A 2171-nucleotide genomic window follows, 5' to 3' on the forward strand; every position below is an offset into this window, starting at 1 on the left:
CCCATCCCCTCATCCTCTTCCCCTACTCCCTACTCCCAACCCTACGTGGCTGGTGTTGCCTATGGCAGTTATGCTCGCACTCTGGTGTCACCGATTTTGGACAATTTAGAGAAATTTCATGAGGAACACATTCAAGCTAACCTGGCATGGCATCAAAATCAGTCCTTGGGATATCTCGAAACGTACCCCGATATGCTCTGGCAAGCTGTAGAAATGGCTCATTCCCTAGTTTCTCAATTAAAGCCATCTCGTCCTATTGCCGCAATTGAAGACCAACTCAACTCCAACAGTTAGAAAAGTTATTTCCAAATACCCACCCAAAATAACAGCGATCGCTGTATTTGATAGGAGCTATGGTGAATTCCAACGGGAGCAACCCCTTCAATCAACAACTGTCATTGAATCAAGAATCGCCGATTGTGGACGAACCAATTCATTTAGATGGGATGCAAATAACAGACGACCTCCAGAAGTTGCTGGATATTCTACCCGGAGAAATTCGCTTATTAGTGGAACAACACCCGCAACGCGACAGTTTGATTGAGGTAGTTATGGATCTAGGTCGCTTCGCAGAGGTGCGCTTCCCAAGTGGGGCAGAATATCTTTCTGAAACACCTATCACTGCCGAACAACTCCACTATTGCATTCAGCGAGTGGGGCAGTTTAGCGGTGACAACCGAGCCGGAATCGAGCGCACCCTGCACCGGATTAGCGCAATTCGCAATCGTCCCGGTGAAATTATTGGCTTAACCTGCCGCGTTGGTCGAGCGGTGTTTGGGACGATTAGCATGATTCGTGACCTGGTAGAAACGGGTCAGTCTATTCTGATGCTAGGACGCCCTGGTGTAGGTAAAACCACGGCTTTACGGGAAATTGCCCGCGTCTTAGCGGATGATTTACAAAAACGAGTCGTCATTATCGACACCTCTAACGAAATTGCTGGGGATGGCGATATTCCCCACCCTGCTATTGGCAGAGCCAGACGTATGCAAGTGGCTCGCCCAGAATTGCAGCATCAGGTGATGATTGAGGCAGTAGAAAACCATATGCCCGAAGTCATTGTTATTGATGAAATTGGGACAGAATTGGAAGCCTTAGCTGCCCGTACCATTGCCGAACGAGGCGTTCAGTTAGTAGGAACTGCCCATGGCAACCAGATTGAAAACTTGATTAAAAACCCTACCCTCTCAGATTTGGTCGGCGGTATTCAGGCGGTGACGCTGGGAGATGACGAAGCTAGACGGCGGGGTTCTCAGAAAACCGTTTTGGAACGAAAGGCACCCCCAACCTTTGAAATTGCTGTAGAAATGCTGGAACGTCATCGTTGGGTGGTTCATGAAAGCGTTTCTGATACGGTTGATACTCTATTGCGGGGGCGTCAGCCCAATCCGCAAGTGCGGATCGTGGATGAAACAGGAAAGGTGATCATTACTCACGAATTTCCTAACGCCCCCCTCGCCATACCACCCGAACGAGCCTTACTTTCTCCTGTTCCCAGCAAGCCGACAGGCTGGCGTTCGTCGGGACAGATGAAACCGTTATCCTACCCTTCGTCTACACCCTATGCCCAAACCAATGATTTTGATCGGCTGCTCCATGAATCTTGGCAGCAACCAGATAGAGTAACCAATGGGTTTGAGACATCTGGACCCAATGGTGAGGATTTACCACTCCATATCTATCCTTATGGCGTCAGTCGTCATCAAATGGAGCAGGTGATCCGGGTGTTAAACTTACCCGTGATCTTGACAAAAGACATGGATAGTGCAGATGCTGTGTTAGGGTTGCGATCGCACGTTAAAAGCCACTCAAAGCTGCGGTCAATTGCCAGATCACGTCAGATACCCATTCACGCTGTCAAAGCCAGCACCATCCCCCAGATTACCCGTGCTCTGCGGCGGATGCTGGATATGGATGAACCCGGAATGCCTGATGCTGAAGATCTGCGATTGTTTACTCAAAGCGGCAGCGAAGACGAAATTGAGGCACTCGAAGAAGCTCGATTGGCAGTTGAACAAATTGTAATTCCCAAGGGGCAACCCGTGGAATTGCTGCCGCGATCGCCTAAAGTACGGAAAATGCAGCACGAACTCGTCGAACACTACCGCCTCAAGTCGGATAGTTTTGGGGATGAACCCAATCGGCGCTTGCGGATTTATCCAGCATGAGGG

The 2171-nt window shown here is 49.6% G+C and carries 2 protein-coding genes; both read left to right on the forward strand.

Features of this window, described 5'->3' with window-relative positions; all coding sequences use genetic code 11:
• Positions 1–294 (forward strand): LdpA C-terminal domain-containing domain (locus IQ257_RS29400; RefSeq protein ID WP_322744509.1); only part of this gene is annotated, 294 nt, incomplete at its 5' end.
• Positions 295–446: 152 nt separating this feature from the next.
• Positions 447–2168, forward strand: a complete 1722-nt coding sequence (locus tag IQ257_RS29405) for a R3H domain-containing nucleic acid-binding protein (protein WP_193882705.1) — start codon at positions 447–449, stop codon at positions 2166–2168.
• Positions 2169–2171 lie beyond the last annotated feature (3 nt).

This window comes from Coleofasciculus sp. LEGE 07092, from assembly GCF_015207375.1.
In the GTDB taxonomy this organism is placed as follows: Bacteria; Cyanobacteriota; Cyanobacteriia; order Cyanobacteriales; family Coleofasciculaceae; genus LEGE-07092.